22 protein-coding genes and 1 tRNA gene are annotated in these 20,276 nt (G+C 69.5%); 12 read left to right on the forward strand and 11 right to left on the reverse strand.

Translation table 11 applies throughout. The features are described from left to right. Window positions 1-197 precede the first annotated feature (197 nt). Window positions 198-280 (reverse strand) — tRNA-Leu (locus tag E1267_RS00465). Between the two features lie 199 nt (window positions 281-479). On the opposite strand from E1267_RS00465, the gene E1267_RS00470 reads away from it, so the two are divergent. The 7 genes from E1267_RS00470 to pknB all read left to right on the forward strand — a co-directional run bounded on the left by E1267_RS00470 (window position 480) and on the right by pknB (window position 9,199). After that, window positions 480-1,220 carry an FHA domain-containing protein gene (locus E1267_RS00470; RefSeq protein ID WP_132328459.1) on the forward strand — a complete coding sequence of 247 codons (741 nt, stop codon included), beginning with the start codon at window positions 480-482 and terminating at the stop codon, window positions 1,218-1,220. 17 nt (window positions 1,221-1,237) lie between these two features. Then, a complete protein-coding gene (locus E1267_RS00475; protein ID WP_132328461.1) occupies window positions 1,238-1,708 on the forward strand; it encodes an FHA domain-containing protein FhaB/FipA in 471 nt (156 codons plus the stop codon). Continuing rightward, window positions 1,705-3,003 (forward strand): Stp1/IreP family PP2C-type Ser/Thr phosphatase, encoded by a 1,299-nt coding sequence (locus E1267_RS00480; protein ID WP_132328463.1) that lies wholly within the window; start codon window positions 1,705-1,707, stop codon window positions 3,001-3,003. The genes E1267_RS00475 and E1267_RS00480 overlap by 4 nt, the downstream gene beginning before the upstream one ends. Then, window positions 3,004-4,398, forward strand: a complete 1,395-nt coding sequence (locus E1267_RS00485) for an FtsW/RodA/SpoVE family cell cycle protein (protein ID WP_132328465.1) — start codon at window positions 3,004-3,006, stop codon at window positions 4,396-4,398. Next, a complete protein-coding gene (locus E1267_RS00490; RefSeq protein ID WP_132328467.1) occupies window positions 4,395-5,855 on the forward strand; it encodes a peptidoglycan D,D-transpeptidase FtsI family protein in 1,461 nt (486 codons plus the stop codon). Before E1267_RS00485 ends, E1267_RS00490 begins: the two co-directional genes overlap by 4 nt. A gap of 21 nt (window positions 5,856-5,876) precedes the next feature. Beyond that, complete coding sequence (locus E1267_RS00495) at window positions 5,877-7,247, forward strand: protein kinase domain-containing protein (protein WP_132328469.1); 1,371 nt, start codon at window positions 5,877-5,879, stop codon at window positions 7,245-7,247. An 83-nt stretch (window positions 7,248-7,330) separates the two neighbouring features. Then, window positions 7,331-9,199 carry a Stk1 family PASTA domain-containing Ser/Thr kinase gene (gene pknB / locus E1267_RS00500; RefSeq protein WP_132328471.1) on the forward strand — a complete coding sequence of 623 codons (1,869 nt, stop codon included), beginning with the start codon at window positions 7,331-7,333 and terminating at the stop codon, window positions 9,197-9,199. A gap of 138 nt (window positions 9,200-9,337) precedes the next feature. On the opposite strand, the gene E1267_RS00505 is transcribed toward pknB, so the two are convergent. The 3 genes from E1267_RS00505 to E1267_RS00510 are packed head-to-tail and all read right to left on the reverse strand — an operon-like array spanning window position 9,338 to window position 10,684. Beyond that, window positions 9,338-9,910, reverse strand: a complete 573-nt coding sequence (locus E1267_RS00505; protein WP_132328473.1) for a glutamine amidotransferase-related protein — start codon at window positions 9,908-9,910, stop codon at window positions 9,338-9,340. Then, window positions 9,907-10,065, reverse strand: coding sequence for a hypothetical protein (locus tag E1267_RS43965; protein WP_165959400.1), 159 nt, complete (start codon window positions 10,063-10,065; stop codon window positions 9,907-9,909). The genes E1267_RS00505 and E1267_RS43965 overlap by 4 nt, the downstream gene beginning before the upstream one ends. A 1-nt stretch (window position 10,066) precedes the next feature. Then, window positions 10,067-10,684 carry a class E sortase gene (locus E1267_RS00510; RefSeq protein WP_132328475.1) on the reverse strand — a complete coding sequence of 206 codons (618 nt, stop codon included), beginning with the start codon at window positions 10,682-10,684 and terminating at the stop codon, window positions 10,067-10,069. Window positions 10,685-10,841: 157 nt separating this feature from the next. Here E1267_RS00510 and E1267_RS00515 point away from each other — a divergent pair, with 157 nt between their 5' ends. Beyond that, window positions 10,842-11,087: a cell division protein CrgA gene (locus tag E1267_RS00515; protein WP_132328477.1), complete on the forward strand. Its 246-nt coding sequence runs from the start codon at window positions 10,842-10,844 to the stop codon at window positions 11,085-11,087. A 35-nt stretch (window positions 11,088-11,122) separates the two neighbouring features. Here the strand turns inward: E1267_RS00515 and E1267_RS00520 are convergent, their stop codons facing one another. Together E1267_RS00520 and E1267_RS00525 are read right to left on the reverse strand one after the other, a co-directional pair. Continuing rightward, on the reverse strand, window positions 11,123-11,989 hold the full coding sequence (locus tag E1267_RS00520; RefSeq protein WP_165959401.1) for a rhomboid family intramembrane serine protease: 867 nt from the start codon (window positions 11,987-11,989) through the stop codon (window positions 11,123-11,125). Window positions 11,990-12,104: 115 nt separating this feature from the next. Next, window positions 12,105-12,644, reverse strand: a complete 540-nt coding sequence (locus E1267_RS00525) for a peptidylprolyl isomerase (RefSeq protein WP_132328479.1) — start codon at window positions 12,642-12,644, stop codon at window positions 12,105-12,107. Between the two features lie 171 nt (window positions 12,645-12,815). Here E1267_RS00525 and E1267_RS00530 point away from each other — a divergent pair, with 171 nt between their 5' ends. Then, window positions 12,816-13,304: a YtxH domain-containing protein gene (locus E1267_RS00530; protein WP_132328481.1), complete on the forward strand. Its 489-nt coding sequence runs from the start codon at window positions 12,816-12,818 to the stop codon at window positions 13,302-13,304. An 80-nt stretch (window positions 13,305-13,384) separates the two neighbouring features. Here the strand turns inward: E1267_RS00530 and E1267_RS00535 are convergent, their stop codons facing one another. After that, window positions 13,385-13,837 carry a hypothetical protein gene (locus E1267_RS00535; protein WP_132328483.1) on the reverse strand — a complete coding sequence of 151 codons (453 nt, stop codon included), beginning with the start codon at window positions 13,835-13,837 and terminating at the stop codon, window positions 13,385-13,387. Window positions 13,838-13,962: 125 nt separating this feature from the next. Here E1267_RS00535 and E1267_RS00540 point away from each other — a divergent pair, with 125 nt between their 5' ends. Further along, on the forward strand, window positions 13,963-14,634 hold the full coding sequence (locus E1267_RS00540; RefSeq protein WP_132328485.1) for a response regulator transcription factor: 672 nt from the start codon (window positions 13,963-13,965) through the stop codon (window positions 14,632-14,634). Continuing rightward, entirely contained in the window at window positions 14,631-16,076 is a 1,446-nt protein-coding gene (locus tag E1267_RS00545; RefSeq protein ID WP_132328487.1) for a sensor histidine kinase, read from the forward strand. Before E1267_RS00540 ends, E1267_RS00545 begins: the two co-directional genes overlap by 4 nt. On the opposite strand, the gene E1267_RS00550 is transcribed toward E1267_RS00545, so the two are convergent. Together E1267_RS00550 and E1267_RS00555 are read right to left on the reverse strand one after the other, a co-directional pair. After that, window positions 16,045-17,031 (reverse strand): GNAT family N-acetyltransferase, encoded by a 987-nt coding sequence (locus tag E1267_RS00550; RefSeq protein ID WP_132328489.1) that lies wholly within the window; start codon window positions 17,029-17,031, stop codon window positions 16,045-16,047. The genes E1267_RS00545 and E1267_RS00550 overlap by 32 nt on opposite strands. Before the next feature lie 184 nt (window positions 17,032-17,215). Then, window positions 17,216-18,013 carry an MBL fold metallo-hydrolase gene (locus E1267_RS00555; protein ID WP_165959402.1) on the reverse strand — a complete coding sequence of 266 codons (798 nt, stop codon included), beginning with the start codon at window positions 18,011-18,013 and terminating at the stop codon, window positions 17,216-17,218. A 31-nt stretch (window positions 18,014-18,044) separates the two neighbouring features. Between E1267_RS00555 and E1267_RS00560 the strand changes: the two genes are divergently transcribed. Beyond that, entirely contained in the window at window positions 18,045-18,476 is a 432-nt protein-coding gene (locus E1267_RS00560) for a VOC family protein (RefSeq protein ID WP_132328492.1), read from the forward strand. Here E1267_RS00560 and E1267_RS00565 read toward each other — a convergent pair whose 3' ends face one another. Together E1267_RS00565 and E1267_RS00570 are read right to left on the reverse strand one after the other, a co-directional pair. Then, window positions 18,477-19,118, reverse strand: a complete 642-nt coding sequence (locus tag E1267_RS00565) for a response regulator transcription factor (protein ID WP_165959403.1) — start codon at window positions 19,116-19,118, stop codon at window positions 18,477-18,479. It abuts the gene before it with no gap. Continuing rightward, entirely contained in the window at window positions 19,109-20,266 is a 1,158-nt protein-coding gene (locus E1267_RS00570; RefSeq protein ID WP_165959404.1) for a sensor histidine kinase, read from the reverse strand. The genes E1267_RS00565 and E1267_RS00570 overlap by 10 nt, the downstream gene beginning before the upstream one ends. Window positions 20,267-20,276: the final 10 nt, after the last annotated feature.

Consider the following 20,276-nt stretch of genomic DNA (forward strand, 5'->3'; position numbering starts at 1 on the left):
TGAACCCGGCCACCACCATGACAAGAAAAAACTGGTCACCAGCCACAACATGGTTGTGAAGGGGGCTCGGGGGGAACCCCCGGGAGTGCCAGCGTCCTGCCTGGGGGTCCGGAGGGTTATCTCCCGGGAGACACGACAAGGGAACCCGAGGGAGCAACGCCTGAAAGGCTTGCGACCGAGGATCCCCTGTCAACGAGTGGGCGAGGAGGGATTTGAACCCTCACGTCCTTTCGGACACACGGACCTGAACCGTGCGCGTCTGCCGTTCCGCCACCCGCCCTTGTGGGTGCGGAAAGAACAGTAGCACGTAACAGCCACTGGTACTGAACCCGGATACGATCGCATAAGACACGGGAGCGGAGGAGCTGGGCGCGACAGCTGACGAGCGCCAGAGACGCCGTGAAGTGGAACGAGCGGGAACCGGGCGCCACGAGCGTCTGGGGGCCGCGATCATATGCACGGAGGAAGGGAGGTACCCGGTGGGAGTCCTTCAGCGCTTCGAGCGAAGGCTCGAAGGCTTGGTTGAGGGAGCCTTTGCGCGGGCGTTCAAATCTGACCTTCAGCCGGTCGAGGTCGCCAGCGCGGTTCAGCGGGAGATGGATGAGCGTGCGGCGATCGTCGCCCAAGGTCGCACGCTCGTGCCCAACGACTTCGTGGTTGAGCTGTCCACGACCGACAGCGAGCGGCTTGAGGTCTACGCCGACAGCATCAGTCACGAACTGGCCAACCTCGCCAGGGAGTACGCAAAGGAGCAGGGCTACTCCTTCGTGGGACCGGTCCGGGTGCGTTTCGAGACAGCGGGCGACCTGGCTGTCGGGCTGTTCCGCATCAGGTCGGGCGTCATCCGCGGCGCCACGGTCGAGCAGGACGAGATCCGCCAGCCGGCGAGCGACCTGCCTCCGTCGCGGCCGCACGCGTTCCAGGGGCGGCCCAGGCTGCTCGTCTCCACCCAGGACGACCCGCAGGGCGACCGTTCCTACGAGCTCACCACTCCGGTGACCTTGCTCGGCAGGGGCACCGACTGCGATCTTCGCCTGGTCGATCCGGGCGTTTCGCGTCATCACGCGGAGTTGCGTGTCGAGGGCCAGCTCGTGGCTCTCGTCGATCTCGGGTCGACGAACGGCACTTTTGTCAATGGCCAGCCGGTACGCAGGATCGAGCTCCAGAACGGCACGCGAGTGACGTTGGGGCGCACGACTCTGGTGTTCCGGCGCGATTAGGGGTAGACAGACGGTCCATGTCCGAGCTCACGCTGCTGCTGATCCGGCTCGCCTTCCTGGCGGTGCTGTGGTTTTTCGTCATTGCCGCAGTCGGCGTGATCCGGACTGACTTGTTCGGTTCACGCACGGCTCCCGCAGGCCCACGCAAAGGCGCGAAACCCGCCAAACCCGCGGCCAAACCCAAGAACAAGAAGGGTGAGCCACGCCAGCTCGTCGTTACCGGTGGCCCCCTGCAAGGCACCACCATTAACCTCACGGAGACGCCCATCACCATTGGCCGGGCGAATGACGCCACGCTGGTAGTCAGCGACGACTACGCATCCAGCCGGCATGCCCGGCTCTTCCCTCAGGACGGTCAGTGGATCGTGGAAGATCTCGGTTCGACGAACGGCACGTATCTCGACCGCTCGAAAGTCACCCGCCCGACCCCGGTGCCGCTCGGTGTTCCGATCCGCGTCGGCAAGACAGTCATTGAATTGCGCAAATGACCATCGCACTCCGCTACGCCGCCCGCTCGGACGTCGGCCTCCTCCGCGAAGGGAACGAGGACTCGGCGTACGCTAGCGGCCGCCTGCTCGCCGTCGCCGACGGCATGGGCGGGCACGCACACGGCGAGGTGGCGAGCTCAGTCGCCATCGACGCCATGGCCTCTCTGGAAGAGGCTCAACAGGGGGGTGACCTGCTCAACGCCATCGAGGCAGCCGTACGCGACGCCAACCGCAAGCTGCACGAGATGGTGGGGCGGGATCCCAGCCTCAAGGGCATGGGCACGACTCTCACGGCCATGCTCTGGCACGGCACCCAGGTCGCCCTGGTGCATGTCGGCGACTCGCGCGCTTACCTGCTCAGACGCGGGGAGCTCTACCAGATCACCCATGACCACACGCTGGTCCAGCAGCTCGTCGACGACGGGCGCATCACGCCGGAGGAGGCGGCCACGCACCCGCAGCGGTCGATCCTGCTGCGCGCGCTCGACGGCAGTGGCGAGGTCGATCCCGACCTCACGCTCCGCGAGGCGCAGGTGGGCGACCGCTACCTTCTGTGTTCCGACGGCCTGTCGGGAGTGGTGAGCGCGGAGACGCTGCACGCCACGCTCACCAACATCGACGACCCTGAAGAGGTCGTCCGCCAGCTCATCGACCTGGCGAACAGAGGTGGCGGGCCCGACAACATCACGTGCGTGCTGGCCGACGTGCTCGACATCACCGAAGGGCAGCAGGTGCCGGGTGACGCCGCCGTCGTGGGCGCCGCGGGCATGAACCGGCTGCGCGGAGGCTCAGAGGACGCCGAGCCGCCTGGGCGAGCCGGGGCGGTGACCGCACCCCAGCCGGTGATCGCTGATGACGACGGCTTCGACGAGCCGGTGGCGCAGGCGTCCCGGCGGTCGGGCCGTCGTCGTCTGTGGCCCGTGCTGGTCACCGTGCTCGGCATCGGCACGCTCGCCGTCGGCGTCGGCGGTTACTTTGGATATCAGTGGACCCAGGACCAGTTCTTCGTCGGTGCGAGGGGCGACGAGGTGGTCGTGTTCCAGGGGATCAAGGTCGAGGTGGGCCCGTTCCAGCTCTTCGAGGTCTCGCGGCCCACTGGCCGGCAGCTCTCCCAGCTGTCGGAGGCGGATCAGGCGCTCATCAAGAGCACCTTCCCCGTCACCACTGTCGACGAAGGCATCACGAGGATCAACGCGTTGAAGTTCTCCGAGGACCAGCAGAGCGAAACGTCCCCGTCCGCCAGCACGTCGCCCGCGCCGACCGCGAGCGCGACCAAGACGAAACAGCAGCAATAGATGAGCGACGTCGCCCCCGAACCGGTCCCGATGCCGGCCAAGCGCCGCGGGGCCCAGCTGATCATGCTCGCTCTCGCGGTGCTGGTCGTCATGGGCGCGTACGCCAACGTGGGCCTTGCGATGGACGACGCGATCCCGTCGGGGATGCTGACGTACGGCCTGAGCCTGGGCGGGCTGATGCTGGCCGCCTACCTGGTGCTGGCCAAGTTCGCACCCTGGGCCGATCCGCTGATCCTGCCGCTGGTGACGCTGATCAACGGGCTCGGCCTGGTCATGATCTTCCGGCTCTCCGAGTCCGACTCGAATCTGCCCTCCGCCACGCTCGCCTCGCCCAATTCCCAGCTGATGTGGACACTCGTCGGCATCGTGCTGTTCAGCCTCACTCTGATCTTCCTGCGTGACCACCGCGCCCTGCAGCGGCTGACCTACACGGCGGGCGCCTTGGGCCTGATCCTGCTGGTCTCGCCGTTGATCCCGTTCCTCGGCCAGGAGCTCAACGGCGCCAGGATCTGGATCGGCATCCCCGGTCTGGGCCAGCTCCAGCCTGCCGAGTTCGCCAAGCTGGCGCTGGTCATCTTCTTCGCCGGCTATCTGGTCGCCAAGCGCGACGTGCTCGCCCTCGCCGGGAGGCGGCTGCTCTTCATCGACCTGCCGCGCGCACGTGACCTGGGCCCGGTCCTCATCACGTGGGGCGTCAGCCTCGGCGTCCTGGTGATGCAGAAGGACCTGGGATCCTCACTGCTGTTGTTCGGCACGTTCATCGCCCTGCTCTACATCGCCACGCAGCGCGTCTCCTGGGTGATCATCGGCATCCTGCTCTTCGCGGGCGGCGCCATCCTGGCCGGCCTGGTCTTCGACCACGTCCAGCAACGGTTCGAGGTCTTCCTCAACCCGAGCGACCCCGCGCTCTTCGACCGGGTCGGCGGCAGCGCGCAGCTCATGCAGGGCCTGTTCGCCATGGGCTCGGGCGGCATCCTCGGCACGGGGCTCGGTCAGGGGCATCCCGAGCTGATCCCGCTGGCCTTCTCCGACTTCATCTTCGCCGCGATGGGCGAGGAGCTGGGCCTGACCGGCCTGATGGCGCTGCTCATGCTCTACGCCCTGGTGGTGCAGCGGGGCCTGCGCACCTCGCTGGCGGCCCGTGACCCGTTCTCCAAGCTGCTCGCGGGCGGCCTGTCGTTCATCCTCGCCTGGCAGGTGTTCATCATCGTGGGCGGCGTGACCAACCTGATTCCCCTGACCGGCCTGGTGACTCCCTTCATGTCGCAGGGTGGCTCGGCGCTGCTGGCTAACTGGATCCTTATCGCGCTATTGGTACGCATGTCGGATGCGGCGCGTAAGCCCCCGCCCCAGGCGATCCAGAACGAAGGAATGACGCAGGTGTTCCAGCGATGAACAGCACGCTCAAGCGCACGGCCGTCGCCTGCCTGGCCATGTTCGCGCTTCTGATGATCAATGTGAACCTCCTGCAGGCCGTACGGGCCGAAGACCTGCGCACCGATGCCCGTAACACCCGTAACTACTACGACCGTTACGCCATCGAGCGCGGCCGCATCACCGCCGGCGGCAAGGTGATCGCGCAGTCCGTCGAGACCGAGAGCAGCCAGTTCAGGTTCGTCAGGAAATACCCGGAGGCAGAGCTCTACGCGCACGTCACCGGCTTCTTCTCGCCGGAGAGCGCGAGCGCCATCGAGGGCACCCAGAACAAACTGCTCGACGGCTCCAGCGCCGACCTGCTGCTGAGGCGGAGCATCGACCTGTTCACCGGCGAGCCGACCAAGGGCGCCAACGTCGAGGTCACGATCAACCCCAGGGTGCAGAAGGCCGCCTACGACGCGCTGAGCCAGAGCGGCAAGCGCGGCGCCGTCGTCGCGCTCGACCCGAAGACCGGCGCGATCCTGGCGATGGTCTCGCTGCCGACCTACGACCCCGCCGAGCTGTCGGTGACCGACAAGAGCAAGGTGTTCCCGCGCTACGACGAACTGGCCAAAGAAAAGGGCCAGCCGTTGCTCAACCGCACCATCGACCGCACCTACCCGCCCGGCTCGACGTTCAAGGTCGTGACCATGGCGGCCTACCTGGAGGACGACTCCTCGCGGGGCCCCCAGACCACCGTGGAGGCGCCGCAGCGGCTCCCGCTGCCCAACACGAACATCAGCCTGCCCAACTACGGCGGCGCCGCCTGCGGCAGCGGACAGGTCACGCTGGTGTTCGCGCTGGAGCGCTCGTGCAACACGCCGTTCGGCAAGATGGGCATCGAGCTGGGCTACGACAAGGTGCAGGAACAGTCGGTCAAGTTCGGCATGGGCGAGCAGTTCGCGGTCCCGATGAGCGTGGCCAAGAGCGACTTCGGCCCGCGTGAGGACGCGGCCGCCGTCGCGATGGCCTCCATCGGGCAGCGCAGCAACCAGATGACGCCGCTGCAGATGGCCATGATCTCCGCGGGCATCGCCAACGAGGGCACGGTGATGAAGCCGTACCTCGTGAAAAAAGTCACCGACTCCAAGGGCGACTCGATCGAAGACGCCGAGCAGGAAGAGCTGAGCGAGGCGGTCAGCACCGAGACGGCGGCCAAGCTGCGCGACATGATGGTGAGCGTCGTCAGCAACGGCACCGCCAACCGGGCGCAGGTGCCCGGCGTCCAAGTGGCGGGCAAGACGGGCACCGCGGAGACGGCCGACGGCCAGCCTCCGCACGCCTGGTTCATCTCCTTCGCCCCGGCCGAGGACCCGAAGGTGGCCCTGGCGGTCATCGTCGAGTCGGGTGCGGCCAACGTCGGCGCGGAGGCGACGGGCGGCGGTACCGCCGCGCCGATCGGCAAGGCCGTGATGGAGGCGGTGCTGAACAAGTGAGTGACGGTAACCTGCTGGACCATGCGGCTCCGTAACCGCTACCTCCTGATCTCCCGCATCGCCACCGGCGGTATGGGAGAGGTCTGGCGTGCCCGTGACGAGTTGCTCGGGCGCGAGGTGGCGGTGAAGATCCTGCGCAGCCACATCCACGCGGACCCCACCTTCCGCGAGCGTTTCCGCAACGAGGCGAGGCTCACCGCGGCGCTGGCCGATCCCGGGGTGGCGCAGATCTTCGACTACGGCGAGGAGAACGACCTCGCCTATCTGGTGATGGAGCTGGTGCAGGGCGAGCCGCTGTCGGCCATCCTGGCGCGCAACGGCGCGCTCGGGGCCGAGGTGGCGCTCGACGTCGTGCACCAGACGGCCCGGGCCCTGCACGCCGCCCACTCCTCCGGGATCATCCACCGCGACATCAAGCCGGGCAACCTGCTGGTCACGCCCGAGGGCACCATCAAGGTGACCGACTTCGGCATCGCGCGGGCCCTGGAGGCGGCGCCGGTGACGCAGACGGGCACGGTGCTGGGCACGGCCCAGTACGTCAGCCCCGAGCAGGCGCAGGGTTTCCCGCTCACGCCCTCCACCGACCTCTACTCCCTCGGCGTGGTGGCCTACGAGTGCCTGGCGGGGCGCACGCCGTTCCGCGGCGACACCCAGGTGGCGATCGCCCTGCAGCACCTCAACGAGCCGCCGCCGCCGCTCGGCGTGGACGTCCCGTCGCAGGTGCGCGAGCTGGTCATGGCGCTGCTGGCGAAGGAGCCGGGGCAGCGCCCGGCCACGGCGCTCGAACTGGCCGACCGGGCCCACGTGCTGCGCGAGTCGCTGGCCGGCGCCCGGTCCGGCGCCGACCTCAGCATGCTCACCGACCCGGGCGGCTTCCGCGTACGCGAGTCGTCGCCGGAGTCGTCGCCGGAGGACCAGCAGGCGACCGACCGCATCGCCACGGCCACCGAGCCGCACGGCCCGCCGGCCCGCAGGCGCCGCAAGGGCGCGCGGACGCTGGCCGTGGTGGCCACGGCGGGCTGCGTGGCCGCGGTCGGGCTCAGCGCCGTCACCTTCGCCAACCGCCAGCCGCCCCCGCCGACGCCCGAGGTGGCCGAGCCGAGCGAGTCGCCGCCGCTGACGCCCCAGCGGACCCCACCCGCGAAGAAGAAGCGCACCAAGCGGCCTCCGGCGCTTCCGGTGAAGTCGCAACGGCCTATACCCTCTCGGTCGGCTACGGTAAGCAAGTCGGCAACACCCAGCAAGAAGCCGACGCCAAGACCGACACCCACACGGACGACGCGGACCCCTACGCCCACACCGACCCCTACGCCCACCACCACACCGACTACCCCGACACCCACCGCCTCGCCGGACCCGGGTGAGACAAACCCGCCCAAGGAGCAGACGTGACGCGCAATGGGGTCGATGATGGACACCGGCGGCCCCCCGAGCAGGCCGGTACCCAAGATGAACGGTAAGGGACAGTGCAGGAAATGACTCAGCCTCGGCTACTCGGAGGTCGTTACGAGCTCGACGGTGTCGTCGGGCGCGGCGGCATGGCCGAGGTGTATCGCGCCCGAGACATCCGGCTGGACCGCATAGTCGCGATCAAAACGCTCCGGTCCGACCTGGCTCGCGACCACACGTTCCAGGCCCGGTTCCGCCGCGAGGCGCAGTCTGCGGCCTCACTCAACCACCCTGCCGTGGTCGCCGTCTACGACACCGGCGAAGACGTCACCGACGGCACCCCCGTGCCGTACATCGTGATGGAGTACGTCGACGGCCGGACTCTGCGCGACCTGCTGCGCCAGGATCGGCGGTTGCTGCCCGAGCGCGCGGTCGAGCTGGTCGACGGCATCCTCAGGGCCCTCGACTACAGCCATCGCGGCGGCATCGTGCACCGCGACATCAAGCCGGCCAACGTGATGATCACGCGGGCCGGCGACGTCAAGGTGATGGACTTCGGCATCGCGCGGGCCATGGCCGACTCCGCCGCCACCATGACGCAGACGGCGCAGGTGATCGGCACCGCCCAATACCTGTCGCCCGAGCAGGCGCGGGGCGAGCGGGTCGACGCCCGCAGCGACATCTACTCCACCGGCTGCGTGCTCTACGAGCTGCTGACGGGCCAGCCGCCGTTCACCGGCGACTCGCCTGTCGCGATCGCCTACCAGCACGTGCGCGAGGAGCCGATCCCGCCCTCCCAGATCGACCGCGAGATCCCCCCGTGGGCCGACGCCATCGTGCTGAAGGCCATGGCGAAGGACCCGGCGCACCGCTACCAGAGCGCGGGCGAGATGCGGGCCGACATCCAGCGGGCGATGTCCGGCATGCCGGTCGACGCCCAGACGATGGCGATGACCGGCGACTACGGCCAGGGCACGCGCATGATGACCGCGCCCCAGACATCCGGCGGGCCGGCCACGCAGCGCAGCGGCGCGATCCCGCCCTACGAATATGACGAGGGCGACGGCGGCGGCCGGGGCGGCCGGCGCAGGGCTGCCGGCGGCGGTGGCGGCAACGCGGTCAAGACCGCGATGTGGATCGTGATCCCGCTGCTGATCATCGGTGGGTTCATCACGGCCGGCTACCTGGTGTTCGGCTCCAAGGACACACCGGCCGACACGCAGATCGCGATCCCCGAGCTGACCACGCAGAAGGGCACGTACGCCGAGCAACAGCTCAAGCGCCTGGGGCTCAGCGTCCAGGTGACGCAGGAGTTCAGCTCCGACGTCGAGAAGGGCACCGTCATCAAGACGGAGCCCCCCGCCGGCGCCAAGGTCGACAAGGGCGCCAGCGTCAAGCTGTTCGTGTCGAAGGGCACCGAGCGGGTCAAGGTGCCGGCCAACCTCATCGGCATGCCGCAGGCGGACGCCATGGCGGCCCTGGAGTCGGCGGGGCTGCGCGGCACGGTCAAGGCCAGAAACTCCGCCAAGGAGCAGGGCACGGTCATCGACACCAGGCCGAAGGCGGGCGAGTCGCTGGAGAAGGGCGGCACCGTCACCCTCTTCGTGCCGAAGGAACTGGCCGAGGTGCCCAGCGTGATCGGGCTCACCCAGGAGGACGCGAGTTCCCAGATCAAGAGCTCCGGGTTCAAGGTCAAGGTCTCCGAGCAGCCCAACGAGCAGCCCGCGGGCACGGTCATCCAGCAGAACCCCGGCGAGGGCACCAAGCTGCCGCAGGACACGACGATCACGATCGTGGTGTCCACCGGTCCCGGCGACACCGCCACGGAGCCGCCGCCGAGCGATGAGTTCCCCACGGACGAATTCCCGCCGGACGAGGAACCGACGGAAGATTTCCCGACGGAGGACGAGCCGCCGGCCGACGACAACCCGATCGGCGACGGCGGCCTCGGCTGAGGCTCGCACGTGACAGGGCCGTCCATCCCCTCGGGGTGGGCGGCCCTTCGTCATGTCGCGCGGACACAAAAGCGCCCCCGCCGCTCGGGGGCAACGGCGGGGACGCTCACTTGTCTGTCGTCCGGCAGGAGAGGTTTGTTACACGATCCGGCGCAGCCAATTGCCGAGCAGCCGGTGACCGTGCTCCGACAACACGGACTCGGGATGGAACTGGATGCCTTCGACGGGCGCCCGGCGGTGGCGCAGGCCCATGATGACGCCGTCGCGGGTGCGGGCGGTCACGTCGAGCACGTCGGGCACCGTGCCGGGCAGCACGGCGAGCGAGTGGTAGCGGGTCATCCGCACGGGGGAGGGCAGCGTCTCGAACACGCCCTCGCCGTCGTGGACGACGGCGCTGGTCTGCCCGTGGAAGAGGTCGGGAGCGCGGGCCACGGTGGCGCCGTGGGCGATGGCGATGGCCTGGTGGCCGAGGCAGACGCCGAGCAGCGGCAGCTTGCGCACGACCGCGTGGTGGACCAGAGGGACGCTCACACCAGCCGCCTCTGGCGTGCCGGGCCCGGGGCTGACGAGCACGCCGTCGAAGCCGTCGGCGTCTCGCACGGCCACGTCGTCACGCGACCGCACGTCGCAGTCGGCCCCCAGCTCGCGCAGGTACTGAACGATGGTGTGGACGAAGCTGTCGTGGTTGTCCACCACCAGCACACGGATCATTTCCTGACGGTCACCTCGTCCAGCGTCACCACGGGCTCGAAGAGCGGGAACACCACCCACCAGAGTACGGCCACGGCCGCGGCGACCAGCGCCAGGGCCGTCAGCACCCTGGTGCGCGTGGTGCCGGGCAGCTTGCGCCAGAGCCAGGCGTACATGTCACTCCTCTCGAGGTTCGCTCTCCTTGAGCACGCCGTACACGATGAGGCGCTCGGCGGCCGAGTACTCGGGGTGGCACGTGGTCAGGGTGATGAAGGCGCGTACGGGGCGGATGCCGGGTTTGCCGGGCACGGGGGCGAGCACGTCCACCTCGTCGGGTCGCACGATGTCCTGGGAGGTGACGCGGTAGGTGTAGCGGGCCTCGCGGGTCTCCACGACGATCTCGTCCTCGCGTTCGAGCTCGTCGATCTCGTTGAACGGGGCCGCGTACGTCGTGCGGTGTCCCGACAACACGAAGTTGCCGACCTGGCCGGGAAGGGCGCTGTCGGGGTAGTGGCCAGGGCCGCGTTTCAGGTGGGCGGTGCCGACGCCTTCGACGATGGCGTACTCGTAGTCGCGGCCCAGCGCGGGGATGCGCAGCACGGCGAGGGCCTCGCCGGGCCTGACCGCACTCAGGCGCTCCCGTGCCGCCCTGTCGGCCGCCAGCTCGCTCTGGAGCAGCAGTTGCTGCTGCTGGGTGTAGGCGCCGGTGCCCCAGAGGAGGTAGGCGCAGAACAGCATGAGGATGAGGCCCGCGGTGATGCTCGTCTCCCCCACGGCCCGGAGCATGGCCCGCATGCGATCAGGGTATTCCTGGACGATGCGGGCTCCGGGGATCGCCATGTCATGCGCGTGGCGACTATCCTTGGCACGCTCGCACTACCGCGCTTGAACTACGCTTACCGAAAGGCCTGTGGACGATCCGGAAGCCCAGGCCCTCAGCAGGAGTTACCCAGTGCCCAAGTCGAAGGCTCGCAAGAAGGCGGTTTACACCCCGCCGCAGAGGTCCCAGCAGGTCAAGGTCAGCCCCCGCTGGCTCGCGCCCACCATGGTCACGGCGTGGATCGTCGGCATCCTGTGGATCGCCGTTTATTACGTCGCGCCGCAGACCCCCTTCATCGGCGACCTCCAGAACTGGAATCTGCTGATCGGGTTTGTTTTCATCATCTTCGGTGTGGTGCTTTCCACCCGCTGGCGTTAGTTCTTTCCACAGTCTTTTCCACAGCCTGGGGAAGCTCAGCTCATGGCCAGGATGGCCGACACCCTGACCACTATGAGCACCGCCAGCAGGATCAGCGCTCCGCCGATCGCCAGCACCTGCCACAGGGTCCTGTTGTTCTTGGGGGCGTAGGCCAGCGCCCCCGCCAGCAGCGCGCCCGTGATCAGCCCGCCGATGTGTCCTGTCCAGCTGATGTTGGGGAAGACGAAGGTGATCACCAGGTTGATCACGATGAGCACGGCGATGCCGCGCACGTCCATGCTGAGCTTGCGGCCCACCACGAACACCGCTCCGAACAGGCCGAAGATGGCTCCGGACGCGCCGACCGTGGGCTGGTTGATCGGGTCGACCCAGAGGCCGAGCGCCGAGCCGCCGAACGCGCTGATCAGATAGATGGCGACGAAGCGTGCGTGCCCGAAGGCGCGCTCCAGGTAGGGGCCGATGACATAGAGCGCCCAGCAGTTGAACAGGATGTGGAACACGCCGCTGTGCACGAACGCGGCGGTGATCAGCCGGTGATATTCGTCGAGCAGGGCGACGCCTGCGGGCCACATGGCCAGTTCACCGGTGATCGCGCCGCCGGCGACATACTGCACGCCGAACACCACGACGTTGATGACCAGGATCGTGTACGTCACGATCGGCGTGCGTACGATGCCGCCGCCGAAGGTGGATCTGGCCTGGCGGATGCCCTTGTTGCCCTCGGCCACGCATTCGGGGCACTGGAAGCCGACCGCCGCGTCACGCATGCAGTCGGGGCAGATGGGACGCTCGCACCGCTGGCAGCGTACCCAGGTCTCCTTGTCGGGGTGCCGGTAGCAGGTGGGCACCGCCTCAGCGGGCTGCTCGGGCTGCGGGGGCGGGCTCGGCGGCTGGCTGGTCATGACCGAAGCCTAAGGCTTGCGCGGGGATGCCGCGTGACCGCGAGCGCCCGCGCTCCGGCGAGGCCGCCGCCGATCGGACGGCCTCGACGCGCCGGAGCGTGCTGGTGCGCGGAGGTCAGGCAGGAACGCGGTCGATGGTGACCGACTCCAGCACGACGTCCTCCACGGGGCGGTCGTTGCCGTCGGTGCGGGTCTTCGCGATGGCGTCGACCACCTCCCGGCCCTCGACGACCTCGCCGAAGATGGTGTGCTTGCCGTTGAGGTGCCGCAGCGGCGCCTGGACCGTGACGAAGAACTGCGAGCCGTTGGTGCCCTTGCCGAAGCGGATGCCCGCGTTGGCCATGGCCAGCAGATAGGGGCGGTCGAAGAGCAGCTCGGGGTGGATCTCGTCGTCGAAGTCGTAGCCGGGGCCGCCGACGCCCTGGCCCAGCGGGTCACCGCCCTGGATCATGAAGCCCGAGATCACCCGGTGGAAGATCGTGCCGTCGTAGAAGCGGCCGGTGCTCTTCTCGCCGGTGCCCGGGTGGGTCCACTCGCGCGTGCCCTCCGCGAGCTCGACGAAGTTTCGCACCGTCTTCGGGGCCTTGTTGGGAAAGAGCTCTATTTTGACGGTGCCGTGATTGGTGTTCAGGTTAGCGATCAGCTTCTCAGCCACGAGACAGCTGCCTCCCTCTATGTACAGGGTCGGTTTGTCATGTTCTCAGGGCTGAGGCCGTACGGCCCAGCCCGGGCCATCCTCCCACGGACGGCCATGATTGAGCCCTCTTGTCCAGGGAAGGTCAGGCTCGGGCACCCAACGACAGGGGAGGTTGTCGTGTCCCTGACAATGAGAAGACGCCGCGTGGTCATGGAGGTTCCCGCCACGTGGATGGGCCGGATGAAGGCCCAGGCCGTACGAACCGGCCACCGTATGGCGCCGATGGCGGACCAGGCCAAAGTGGTCACCGCCCGGCGCATCGAGGACGCCCGCTACTGGGCGGCGCCGCGGCTGGAGTCCGCGGCACACGGTGTCGAGGAACAACTCGCCCCCAAGGTCAGCCACATGCTGACCACGGCGGCCAGGAGGATCGATCCCAAGCCCGAACGGTCGCGGCGGTGGCCGATGCTCATGCTGCTGACCGGCCTTACGGTGGGGTCGATCGGCTACATGTTCTACCGCCGCAACGCCCAGCAGTGGACCGAGCACATGAAGGACTCCGCTAGCGATGCGTCACGCTGGGTCAATGAGAATGCGAGCACAGCCGCGGAGTCGGCGGACCGGATGGCCGCGAAGGCCTCCGACAAGGCGGACGAGGCATCTCGCGAGATGTCCTGAGTTCGCTGGGAAGCGCGCCCCCTGTCGACAGGGGGCGCGCTTCCGTTGTGCGAGGTTCCCCCGTCAGTGGTGTGACCTGGTCACTCGGCCTTCTTGCACTCGATCTTGACGGTCTTGTGCGGCCCCTCGCCGGCCCTGACCATGATCCCGTCGGCCGGTAGGGCGGGCTTCCACGTGTCGGCGTCGGCGCGCACGCCGCGGCGCGCCTCGCCCTCGGGCAGCTTCACGCCCTTCGCAGATGCCTGAATCTCCACCGTCTCCCTGTGCTCGGGCTTGACCGGGGCCGTCACCTCGGCAGGCTTGGCCCGCTCGACCCTGGCCGTCGCTCGGTCAGGAGCGGTCGGCTTGGCACCCTCGGCGGGCATGGCCCTGACCACCTCGATGGTCTTGCCGTCACTCGTCTTGCAGATCACCTTGGTGCCCGCGGTGAGATCCGCGAAGCTGGAGGGCTCGTCGGCCATGGCCGAGCCGGCCAGACCCGTGACGGCCAGGCCGGCGACCGCGGCGAGCACCGCGAGACGTCGCTTGATCATGGTTCTCCTCACTCGAGGTTCGATGGAACGCATCCGAGAGTGCTCGCGTGTACCTGAAGCGACGCTGAAGGGACCCGAAACGATCTTCAGGTTGGCTTTAGGTGCACTGCGGCACTCTGGTGCCTGTGCGAGTGTTACTGGTGGAGGACGAGGAGCGGCTGGCCGACCTGGTGAAGGGCGGCCTGGCCGGTGAGGGCTTCGCGGTGGACGTGGCGCACGACGGGCGCGACGGGCTCTGGATGGCCACCGAGAACACGTACGACGTGATCGTGCTCGACGTGATGCTGCCCAGGATGAACGGCTACGCCGTCTGCTCCAAGCTGCGCGAGGCGGGCGACTGGACGCCGATCATGATGCTCACCGCCAAGGACGGCATCTACGACGAGGCCGAGGCGCTCGACAACGGCGCCGACGACTACCTCGCCAAGCCGTTCTCCTACGTGGTGCTGCTGGCCAGGCTGCGCGCGCTGGTACGGCGGGGCGGGCGGGAGCGGCCCGTGTCGATCAGCGTGGGCGACCTGGTCATCGACCCGGCGGGGCTGCGCTGCCACCGGGGAGAGGCGGAGATCTCTTTGACGCCGAAGGAGTTCGCGGTGCTGCACGCGCTGGCGCGGCGGGCCGGCGAGGTGGTGTCCAAGAGCGAACTGCTGGCCCAGGCGTGGGACTTCACCTACGACGGCGACCCGAACATCGTCGAGGTCTACATCAGCGCTCTGCGCCGCAAGATCGACGTGCCGTTCGGCCGGACGACACTCATGACGGTACGCGGGGCCGGATACCGGTTGGAGGCGGCATGAGAAGGCTGAGGCTCCCGATCCCGGTGCCGTCGTTCCGAGGGTTGTCGTTCCCGGGACCGCCGTCCACAGGGCCGACGTCCACAGGGCGGCAGGGTTCGAGGCGGTCGGCTTCGGGGTTGTCGTCCGTACGGCTGCGGGCGACCGCGGCGGCGACGCTCGTGGTGGCGCTCGCGCTCGGCGCCGTCGCCCTGGGGCTGGTGGCGATGCTGCGGGGCAGCCTGGAGCGCAGTGCCGACGCCGCGGCGGTCCGGAAGGCCGTGGAGGCGGTGCCGTACGCGCAGACCTTGTCCGTCGTGCCGGCGGAGGAGGGCGGGTTCCGCCCCGCGCGGAAGGCGGAGCCGCTGGAGATTCAGCGGGCGCCCGCGAAGGGCACGAGGGAGCTGATCCACACCGACGACGGCGCGATGGCCGGGATCGCCGACCCTGACGTCCTGGTGACCAGGGCGAAGGTCGCTCCCGCCCCGACCGTCGACTGGGCCGAGCCCGGCCAGTACGCTGTCGCGGGCGTCGAGGTGCGCACCGAAGGCGGCCCTGCGATGTTGTGGTCCCGGGTCAGCCTGGCGAGCGCCGAGGACGCCCTGAACACGCTGTACGCCGCGCTGCTGCCCGGCGTGCCCGCCGTGCTGGTCGTGGTGGCGGGGATGACGTGGTTCTCGGTGGGCCGCGCGCTGGCCCCCGTGGCCGCGGTCAGGGCGAAGGTGGCCGACATCACGGCGCGAGATCTGCACCAGCGGGTGCCCGTCCCCGCTTCCAAGGACGAGATCGCCGCGCTGGCCACCACGGTGAACGCGACGCTCGACCGGCTGGAGACGGCGGTCGGCACGCACAAGAGGTTCGTCGCCGACGCGGCGCACGAGTTGCGCAGCCCGATCGCCACCCTGCGCGCCCGGCTGGAGCTGGCCGAGCGGAGCGAGCTCACCAAGGAGGCGCTGGCCGACGTGGAACGCCTGCAGTCGCTGGCCGCCGACCTGCTGATGCTGGCCAAGCTGGACGCGGGTGAGCCGCCGCGTACGGCGGAGCTGGATCTGGGGCAGGTGGCGGCGGAGGAGTCGCTGCGGGCGATGCGGCGGCCCGACGTGCGGGTGGAGCTCGACGTCGAGCCCGACGTGGTGATGAAGGGCTCACGCGCGCATCTCGACCGTCTGGTGACCAACCTGGTCGACAACGCCGTCCGGCACGCGGCCTCGACCGTGCGGGTGGGGGTCCGCGTGGAGGGCGAGCAGGCGGTGCTGGAGGTGGCCGACGATGGGCCCGGCATTCCGCCGGAGCACCGGGAGGCGGTTTTCGACCGGTTCACCCGGCTGGACGAGGCCCGCGCCCGTGACGCGGGCGGGGCTGGGCTGGGGCTTTCGATCGCTCGCGACATCGCCGCCCTGCACGACGGCACCCTGGTGTACGAAGATGCCGGATTTATCGCGAAATTTCCCCGGACTCCTGGCTAGCCGCGGGAAGAGAGCGGAGGTAACTGGTGCAGCGTCTCGTGACGGCGAAGCCCGACCCGGTGTAGACGCTGACCGCACCGGTGGGGTTGTGGGCGTCGACGCCGAGCCCGGTGCTGGTATAGCCCTGCTCGGCGAAGGCGGACAGGGCGTGGGCGATCAGCGTGCCGGCCACGCCCCTGCCGCGCCACTCCTTCAGCGTGGCGACGATCTGGATCCAGGCCTGGCGCTCACCGGTCAGCGCGTACTTCCGGTCGAAGAAGTGGGTGACCAGCCCGCCCACCGGCCGCTCACCCGCCAGGGCGACGAACGTGGCCTCGGGGACGAAGTTGCGGGAGCCGGTGATCGAGTGCCGCCAGCTCTCGGGGGTGTGCGGCACGCTGCCCCAGTGGTCGCGGAACGCCTCGTTGCGCACGTGGCGCACTCCGTCGTCGAGCTCGGGCGACCAGGTGGCGATCGAGACGCCCTCTGGCGGGCGCACCGGGGGCAGGTCGCCGGTCAGGGACCGCTCCATGCGGGCGAAATAGCGCGCGGCCGTGAATCCGGCGCCCTCCGCGAGCGCCCGGGTGCCCGGCAGGTCGTCGTAGACGTCGAACGTGATCTCCACGGGCAGCCCGGGGTAGGGCTTCGCGCTCACCCTGGGCGCCGCGCGCAGGCTCCAGTCGATGACCCGCCGGCCGAGCCCCCGCCTCCGGTGGGCCGGGTGCACGCCGCCCCACAGGTGCATCAGGTGCGTCTCCCCGGCGGACTGACGGGCCGGGAGGCAGCCGAAGGCGACGATCCGGTCGCCGTCCCTGGCCGCCAGCGTGCCCTCGGTCAGGTCGAGCAGGCGGGAGCCGAGCCGCTCCGCCACATCGTCGACGCCGTAGACGGCGCCGGTCATGTCCTCGGCCTCGATGGCGGCCCAGAGTTCGGCCAGGGGCCGGGCGTCCTCCCGTGTCAGCGGTTCCCATTGCATGCTGGAAGCCTAGGTGAGCCTCTTCACGGCTGCCGTACCCGGGTGTTCTGGAACGAGGCGAACCGCCGGCCCTCGGGCGTGCGCGTATGGGCGTCCAGACCGGCCAGGCCGCTCGACGGCGTGGTAGAGGCTGCGCGGCAGCCCGGTGGTGGTGACGACGCCGGCGTGTCGACCCCGGGCTCTCTCAGACCGCGTCGAGCTGCATGAAGGCGCGGTCGATCGCCTGCCTGGTCACGTCCTCCGGATAAGGGAAACGCCTGATCAAATCGCGCAGCCCCTCCACGTGGGCCTGCTCGGCCAGCTCGGCCACCAGGGCCAGCTCCTCGCGCTGCGCCAGCGCGTACGCCCGGTCGACCACCGCGCCGTGCCCCGGCACGATCACCGGCTCGGGCATCTCCTCCAGCATCTTCCCCAAGGTCACCGGCCAGTCGAGCGGGTACGAGTCGCTGAACGCCGGAGGTGCCCCCTCCTCCACCAGGTCACCGGCGAACACCACGCCCGCGTCGGGAACCTGTACGACGACGTCGTTGCTGCTGTGCCCGAGTCCGAAATGCCGCAGGTGCACCATGCGGCCGCCGATGTCGAGCCCGGCCGCCGTGCTGAACGTCTGGTCCGGGGGCACGATGGTGAGCTCCTCCAGTTCGTCCCGGAGCTCCGGCGAGCCCTTGATGACGCCGGCCCGCTGCTGATCGCCGTACAGCTCCAGTTCCTCCGCGCACCTGACGTGGCCCCAGATCTCGGCGGGGCGGAAGAGGGCGTTGCCGAAGCAGTGGTCGAAGTGGGAGTGGCTGTTGACCACCGTCCACGGGGCGGGGGTGATCCTCCTGATCGCGTCGATCAGGTCCGCCGCCTCCCGATAGGACGTACGGGTGTCCAGCACCAGGCAGTGCCCGTCACCCACGACCAGACCTACGTTCATGTCGTACGACCGGTGGCGCCGGACGTAGGCCCGGTCCCCCACCTCCTGCCACTGCTCGCTCATGCCCACGAACCCTACTTTTAGCATTGGACTCATGGCATATGACTTCCAAGTCGTCATCGACACGGTCGACCCGCATCCCCTCGCCGACTGGTGGGCCGACGCGCTCGGCTGGCAGGTGGAGCCCTCGAATGAGGCGTTCATCCGCGCCATGATCGAGAAGGGTCACGCCACCGAGGACGACACCACCACGCACAACGGCGCGCTGGTGTGGAAGGCGGGCGCGGCCATCAGGCACCCCGACGGGCTCGAACGTGCGCCGCGCGTGCTGTTCCAGCTCGTGCCCGCAGCCAAGACGGTCAAGAACCGCGTGCACCTCGACGTACGCGTGGGGGCCGACAACATCGAGCCGGTCGTCGAGCGGCTGACCGGCAAGGGGGCGAAGGTGCTGCACCGCGGCCGCCAGGGCCCCAACTGGTGGATCACCATCGCCGACCCCGAGGGCAACGAGCTCTGCATCACCTGATCAGCCCCGCAGGTACGCCAGCACCGCCAGCACCCTGCGGTGACCGTCGGCGGCCGGGGGCAGGTCGAGCTTGGCGAAGATGTTGGCGATGTGCTTGGCCACGGCCGCGTCGGTGACGACCAGTTCCTTCGCGATCGAGGCGTTGGAGCGCCCTTCGGCGATCAGGCCGAGCACTTCCTGCTCGCGCGGGGTGAGCCTGCCCAGCGGGTCGCGCCGCCGCCTCAGCAGCTGCCGCACCACCTCCGGGTCGACGACCGTGCCGCCCGCGGCCACCCGGTCCAGCGCGTCGACGAACTCGCGTACGTCGCCGATTCGGTCCTTCAGCAGGTAGCCCACGCCCGCGCCGCCGCCGGACTCGAGCAGTTCGGCGGCGTACGTCTGCTCGACGTACTGGCTGAGCACCAGCACCGCGAGGTCGGGGCGGAGGCGGCGCAGGCGCAGGGCCGCGCGCAGGCCCTCGTCGCTGAAGCCGGGCGGCATGCGCACGTCGGTGACCACGGCGTCGGGGCGGTGCTCGGCGACGGCGGACTCCAGGGCGGGCGCGTCGCCGACCCCCGCGACCACGGTGTGGCCGAACCGTTCGAGCAGCCCGACGAGGCCCTCCCTGAGCAGGACGGCGTCCTCGGCGATCACTATGCGCACGGGATCTCCACTCGTACCAGGGTCGGCCCTCCTGCCGGGCTGGACACCGACAGTCTTCCGTCCACGACGGCCAGCCGGTCGGCCAGGCCGGTCAGTCCCGTCCCCTGTGCCGGGTCGGCGCCGCCCACGCCGTCGTCGCGCACCTCGACGACCAGCGTGCCGCGTTCCGTCCGGCCGGTGACGGCGCCCCTGGTCGCGCGGGCGTGCCTGGCGAGGTTCGTGAGGGCCTCGCTGACGACGTAGTAGGCGGTGACCTCCACAGCGGTGGGCAGCCGTCCGAGCAGCTCGACGTCGACGTCCACCGGCACCGGCGAGCGTCCCGCGACGTCCCGTACGGCCGCGGCCAGGCCCCGGTCGGTGAGCACCTGCGAGTGCACGCCCCTGATCAGCTCGCGCAGCTCGGCGAGCGCCTGCTTGGCCTCGTCGTGGGCCTGTCCGATCAGCCGTCCGGTGGTCGAGTCCTCGGGCAGGTCCAGCCTCGCCAGGCCGAGTGCCATCGACAGGGACACCAGCCGCTGCTGAGCGCCGTCGTGCAAGTCCCGCTCGATCCTGCGGCGTTCCATCTCGAACGCGTCCACCAGCCGGGCGCGGGACCTCAGCACCTCGTTCAGCTCCGGCCCCTGCGGCACGAGGACCGCCCGTGCCATCGCCCCGCGCGCGCCGGCCCAGGCGGTGACCGTGTACGCGGCGACGGGCAGCAGCAGCACGCCCGCCACGCTGACCGCGACCCCGACGGCGGGCATCACGTTCGGCTGGACGGCCGGGGTGAGGATGAGCAGCACCGGGCCCACCACGGTGAACAGCACCATGAGCAGGTCGATCCACCACATCGCGAGCAACGTCAGGACGGCGAGCCCCACCTCACGCCCACGCCGGTCCCGTGTCTCGGGAAGGGGCACGTCGTCGACCAGCCGCAACCTCCGCGGCTCGAACCAGGCGACGGGCAGCACGGCCACCGCCACGACCGCCGCCCCCACGACGAAGCCCTGCGGCGGCTCGATGAGCGCCGCGGCGACGGCGGCCAGCGCGAAGGCCGCGCCGGGGACGGCGCCGCCCATCAGGTACGCCACACTCCGCCAGGGCCATGACGACCCGAGGAAGGGCAGCGGGCGCCTGGTCAGCGCCTCCAGCGCGGTCCTGTTGAGCACCTTACGACCG

The sequence above is a fragment of the Nonomuraea longispora genome, from assembly GCF_004348345.1.
Lineage (GTDB): Bacteria > Actinomycetota > Actinomycetes > Streptosporangiales > Streptosporangiaceae > Nonomuraea > Nonomuraea longispora.

Coding starts and splice junctions, on each gene's coding strand:
- E1267_RS00475 (WP_132328461.1), top strand. CDS start 1,238: ATGTCCGAGCTCACGCTGCTGCTGATCCGGCTCGCCTTCCTGGCGGTG.
- E1267_RS00480 (WP_132328463.1), top strand. CDS start 1,705: ATGACCATCGCACTCCGCTACGCCGCCCGCTCGGACGTCGGCCTCCTC.
- E1267_RS00485 (WP_132328465.1), top strand. CDS start 3,004: ATGAGCGACGTCGCCCCCGAACCGGTCCCGATGCCGGCCAAGCGCCGC.
- E1267_RS00490 (WP_132328467.1), top strand. CDS start 4,395: ATGAACAGCACGCTCAAGCGCACGGCCGTCGCCTGCCTGGCCATGTTC.
- E1267_RS00495 (WP_132328469.1), top strand. CDS start 5,877: ATGCGGCTCCGTAACCGCTACCTCCTGATCTCCCGCATCGCCACCGGC.
- pknB (WP_132328471.1), top strand. CDS start 7,331: ATGACTCAGCCTCGGCTACTCGGAGGTCGTTACGAGCTCGACGGTGTC.
- E1267_RS00505 (WP_132328473.1), bottom strand. CDS start 9,910: ATGATCCGTGTGCTGGTGGTGGACAACCACGACAGCTTCGTCCACACC.
- E1267_RS43965 (WP_165959400.1), bottom strand. CDS start 10,065: ATGTACGCCTGGCTCTGGCGCAAGCTGCCCGGCACCACGCGCACCAGG.
- E1267_RS00510 (WP_132328475.1), bottom strand. CDS start 10,684: ATGCGGGCCATGCTCCGGGCCGTGGGGGAGACGAGCATCACCGCGGGC.
- E1267_RS00520 (WP_165959401.1), bottom strand. CDS start 11,989: ATGACCAGCCAGCCGCCGAGCCCGCCCCCGCAGCCCGAGCAGCCCGCT.
- E1267_RS00530 (WP_132328481.1), top strand. CDS start 12,816: ATGAGAAGACGCCGCGTGGTCATGGAGGTTCCCGCCACGTGGATGGGC.
- E1267_RS00535 (WP_132328483.1), bottom strand. CDS start 13,837: ATGATCAAGCGACGTCTCGCGGTGCTCGCCGCGGTCGCCGGCCTGGCC.
- E1267_RS00545 (WP_132328487.1), top strand. CDS start 14,631: ATGAGAAGGCTGAGGCTCCCGATCCCGGTGCCGTCGTTCCGAGGGTTG.
- E1267_RS00550 (WP_132328489.1), bottom strand. CDS start 17,031: ATGCAATGGGAACCGCTGACACGGGAGGACGCCCGGCCCCTGGCCGAA.
- E1267_RS00555 (WP_165959402.1), bottom strand. CDS start 18,013: ATGAGCGAGCAGTGGCAGGAGGTGGGGGACCGGGCCTACGTCCGGCGC.
- E1267_RS00560 (WP_132328492.1), top strand. CDS start 18,045: ATGGCATATGACTTCCAAGTCGTCATCGACACGGTCGACCCGCATCCC.